Here is a 4155-nt window from a genome sequence, read left to right on the forward strand (position 1 = left end):
GCCGGGCGGGCGGGGCAGCACGCGGGCGCCGGGCGTGCCGAGGCCCGTCACGTCCGTGAGCGGTACGACGTGCGGGGTCAGCCGGCGCCGGATGTCCGTGAGGAGGTCTTCGGCGCGGGCGCCCGCCCGGTCGATCTTGTTGACGAAGACGAGCGTGGGCAGCCGTAGCCGCCGCAGGGTCCGCAGCAGGACGCGGGTCTGCGCCTGGACGCCCTCCACGGCGGACAGCAGCAGCACCGCGCCGTCGAGCACCTCCAGGGCGCGCTCGACCTCCGCGACGAAGTCCGCGTGGCCGGGGGTGTCGATCAGGTTGATCTGTGTGTCGCCGACGGTGAACGCGGCGACGGCCGAGCGGATGGTGATCCCGCGCTGTCGCTCGATCGCGCCGTCGTCCGTACGGGTGTCACCGGCGTCGACGCTGCCGAGCCGGTCGATCGCGCCGTGGTCGAACAGCAGCCGCTCGGTGAGGCTGGTCTTACCGGCGTCGACGTGGGCCAGAATTCCGATGTTCAGGGTGTGCATGCGTGGTCGAGTCCTCGAGAACCGTCGTCCAGTGGGGAGGCTGGTGGATTCCGAGGAGTCGGCGCATGTGAGGGTTCCTGACGGGAGAGGGCACGGACATCGTCATCATGACGTGCGGCGGCCGGGCGTCCGCAACCGGTTTTCGGGGTCAGTAGCATGAGGCACGGCCGGGAATGATCATGCGAGGAGCAGATCGTGCGAGACATCGCCGTGTTCAGCGGGAGTGCCCACCCCGAGTTGGCGAAGGAGGTCTGCGCGCATCTCGGTGTACCGCTCAGCCCGACCCGGGTCAGCCGGTTCGCCAACGACTGCCTGGAGGTACAGCTCCAGGCCAACTGCCGTGAGCGGGACGTCTTCCTGATCCAGCCGCTCGTCAAGCCGGTCCAGGAGAACCTGGTCGAGCTGCTGCTGATGAGCGACGCGGCGCGCGGCGCCTCCGCCGGGCGGATCACCGTCGTCATGCCGCACTACTCCTACGCCCGCTCCGACAAGAAGGACGCCCCGCGCATCTCGCTCGGCGGACGGCTGGTCGCCGACCTGATGGTGGCGGCCGGTGCGAGCCGCGTCCTGGCCATGACCCTGCACTCGCCGCAGGTGCACGGCTTCTTCTCGGTGCCGGTCGACCATCTGCACGCGCTGCGCGAACTCGCCGCGCACTTCCGGCAGTACGACCTCTCCCGCACCACCGTCGTCTCCCCGGACCTCGGCAACGCAAAGGAGGCCGCCGCGTTCGCCCGGCTGATCGGCGCCCAGGTGGCGGCCGGCGCGAAGCAGCGGTACGCGGACGACCGGGTCGTCATCAGTTCCGTCATCGGTGAGATCGCCGACCGGGACGTCATCGTCCTGGACGACGAGATCGCCAAGGGCAGCACCGTGCTCGAACTCCTGGACCGGCTGCGGGACTTGGGGCCGCGCTCGATCCGAGTGGCTTGCACGCACGGCCTGTTCGCGTCGGGCGCGCTCAAGCGGATCGGGGAGCAGCCCGACGTACTGGAGATCGTCTGCACCAACACGGTGCCGGTGCCGGAGGAGGAGCGCACCGAGAAGCTGCGCATCCTGTCCATCGCCCCGGCGCTCGCCGAGGCCGTACGCCGCATTCACAACGGCGAGTCCGTCAGTGCCCTGTTCGACGCGCCGCCGAACGAATAGACATGAGGGGACGGAGCAACGCTCGGCAGCACCGAGGTGATCAGGAGGACTCGCCGTGGCGAAGGCGAAGTTCGAGCGGACCAAACCCCATGTGAACGTCGGCACCATCGGTCACATCGACCACGGCAAGACCACCCTCACAGCGGCCATCACGAAGGTGCTGCACGACCGGTTCCCCGACCTCAACCCCTTCACGCCGTTCGACCAGATCGACAAGGCGCCGGAGGAGCGGCAGCGCGGCATCACCATCTCGATCGCCCATGTCGAGTACCAGACCGAACGCCGGCACTACGCGCACGTCGACTGCCCCGGACACGCCGACTACATCAAGAACATGATCACCGGCGCCGCCCAGATGGACGGTGCGATCCTGGTCGTCGCGGCCACCGACGGACCCATGCCGCAGACCAAGGAACACGTCCTGCTGGCCCGACAGGTCGGGGTGCCGTACATCGTCGTCGCCCTCAACAAGACGGACATGGTCGACGACGAGGAGATCCTGGAACTGGTCGAGCTGGAGGTGCGGGAGCTGCTCACCGAGTACGAGTTCCCCGGCGACGACCTCCCGGTGGTCAAGGTGTCCGCGCTCAGGGCCCTCGAAGGGGACCCGGAGTGGACCGCCTCGGTGCTCGAACTCCTCGACGCCGTCGACGAGTTCGTGCCCCAGCCGGTACGGGACGTGGACCGGCCGTTCCTGCTGCCGATCGAGGACGTGTTCACCATCACGGGGCGCGGCACGGTCGTCACCGGCCGGATCGAGCGCGGGGTGCTGAAGGTCAACCACGAGGTGGAGATCATCGGCATCCACGAGCAGAAGACGAAGACGACCGTCACCGGCATCGAGATGTTCCGCAAGCTCCTCGACGAGGGCCGGGCCGGCGAGAACGTCGGACTGCTGCTGCGCGGGGTGAAGCGCGAGGACGTGGAGCGCGGCCAGGTCGTCATCAAGCCCGGATCGGTCACCCCGCACGTGGAGTTCGAGGCCCGCGCCTACATCCTGTCCAAGGACGAGGGCGGCCGGCACACGCCCTTCTTCCACAACTACCGGCCGCAGTTCTACTTCCGGACCACGGACGTGACGGGTGTGGTGACCCTGCCGAAGGGCACCGAGATGGTCATGCCGGGCGACAACACGACCATGCATGTCGAGCTGATCCAACCCATCGCGATGGAGGAGGGGTTGAAGTTCGCCATCCGTGAGGGCGGGCGGACGGTGGGCGCCGGCCAGGTCACCAAGATCTTGAAATAACCGCTGTGATCACAATGTGCCGGACGTGGCCTCGGGCTGCTCCAGGGCCGCGTCCAGCGTCGGCTGCGGCGTCAGGAGCCGGCTGAGACCGGTGACCCGCAGGATGCGCAGCGTCAGCGGGTGGGTGCAGACGAGATGGAGCCGGCCGTCCCGCTCCAGCACTCGCTGCCGTGCCCGGTACAGCAGGCGCAGCCCCGAGCAGTCGAAGAACTCGACCTGCCTGAGATCGATCACGATCCGCGCGCCCGGCCGCGCCGTCACCCGGTCCAGGGACGGGAGGATCTCCATCGCCGCGACGATGTCGATCTCCCCGCGGAACTCCAGGACCGTGAACCCACGGTCCTGGTGGATACGCAGATGCCGGGTGAGCGGCGCGGGTTCCTGCTGCACGACCACATCGCCTCCAACCGGCCCACGGTGAAGCGGGGGTTGAGCACAAAAACGCTCCCCGCCCTGCAAGTTACCCTCGATGGAGTGAATTTGAGCATGTTCGATTGACATATGTCTTCGAATCGAGCCAGAGCTTTCTGAGATCTTCGGGGCAGGCCTACGACAGCGCGTGCCAGGCCTTGGAAAGTGCCTGGCGGAACTGCTCGCTCTGGTGCGCTGTGAGCTCGCGCACCATCCGCTCCTCCAGCTCCCGGACCGGCTCCGCGCAGCCCGTCAGCAGCTCGCGCCCCTCGTCGGTGAGCAGGATCAGCAGCTCGCGGCGGTTGCGGGGATTGCGCTCTCGGCGGATCAGCCCGCGCCCCTCCAGCGAGCGGACCAGGTCGGCGATGGACTGCGCGGTGACGAAGGAATCGCGGGCCAGCTGCGCCGCCGACAGGCCGTCGTGTCGCTCCAGGACCGTGAGCGCGGTGTACTGGAGTGCGGTGATCCCATATGGCCTGACCAGCTCGTCCAGGCGGGAGCGGACGACCAGCTCCACCTGCTTGACCATGTACAGCAGGGACGGGGGTGCCTTCGTCGCGTGGGCGCCAACCAGGGATTCAGCCATGGATTCACCCTAGAGCATTGACAGGAAACCTGTCTGTAATGAGACTGCGGACCAGACGAGCAACCAACAGGAATCCTGTTGGTTGAAATCTTGGCAACGATGCTGAGGAGTGGCGATGACCGCCTTCGAGATCGAACCCGGCCGCCTGTTCGTCGGGGGGCAGTGGCGCGAGGCCGCCGACGGGGCGCGCACCGAGGTGGTCGACCCGTCCCGGGGCCGGGTCGTGACCACGGTCGCG

Annotated in this window: 5 protein-coding genes; 2 read left to right on the forward strand and 3 right to left on the reverse strand. The window is 68.0% G+C overall.

From position 1 onward, the window contains the following. Positions 1 to 522: GTP-binding protein (locus R6V09_RS47525; protein WP_317887676.1), on the reverse strand; the 522-nt coding region annotated here is incomplete at its 3' end. 195 nt (positions 523 to 717) lie between these two features. On the opposite strand from R6V09_RS47525, the gene R6V09_RS47530 reads away from it, so the two are divergent. After that, entirely contained in the window at positions 718 to 1671 is a 954-nt protein-coding gene (locus R6V09_RS47530; protein WP_043670307.1) for a ribose-phosphate diphosphokinase, read from the forward strand. A gap of 55 nt (positions 1672 to 1726) precedes the next feature. Further along, positions 1727 to 2920, forward strand: a complete 1194-nt coding sequence (gene tuf, locus R6V09_RS47535) for an elongation factor Tu (RefSeq protein WP_317887677.1) — start codon at positions 1727 to 1729, stop codon at positions 2918 to 2920. Between the two features lie 9 nt (positions 2921 to 2929). Here tuf and R6V09_RS47540 read toward each other — a convergent pair whose 3' ends face one another. Together R6V09_RS47540 and R6V09_RS47545 are read right to left on the reverse strand one after the other, a co-directional pair. Then, positions 2930 to 3310, reverse strand: a complete 381-nt coding sequence (locus tag R6V09_RS47540; RefSeq protein ID WP_317887678.1) for an anti-sigma factor antagonist — start codon at positions 3308 to 3310, stop codon at positions 2930 to 2932. Between the two features lie 157 nt (positions 3311 to 3467). Beyond that, complete coding sequence (locus R6V09_RS47545) at positions 3468 to 3917, reverse strand: MarR family winged helix-turn-helix transcriptional regulator (RefSeq protein WP_317887679.1); 450 nt, start codon at positions 3915 to 3917, stop codon at positions 3468 to 3470. Positions 3918 to 4155: the final 238 nt, after the last annotated feature.

The sequence above is a fragment of the Streptomyces sp. W16 genome (assembly GCF_033194735.1).
Classification (GTDB): domain Bacteria; phylum Actinomycetota; class Actinomycetes; order Streptomycetales; family Streptomycetaceae; genus Streptomyces.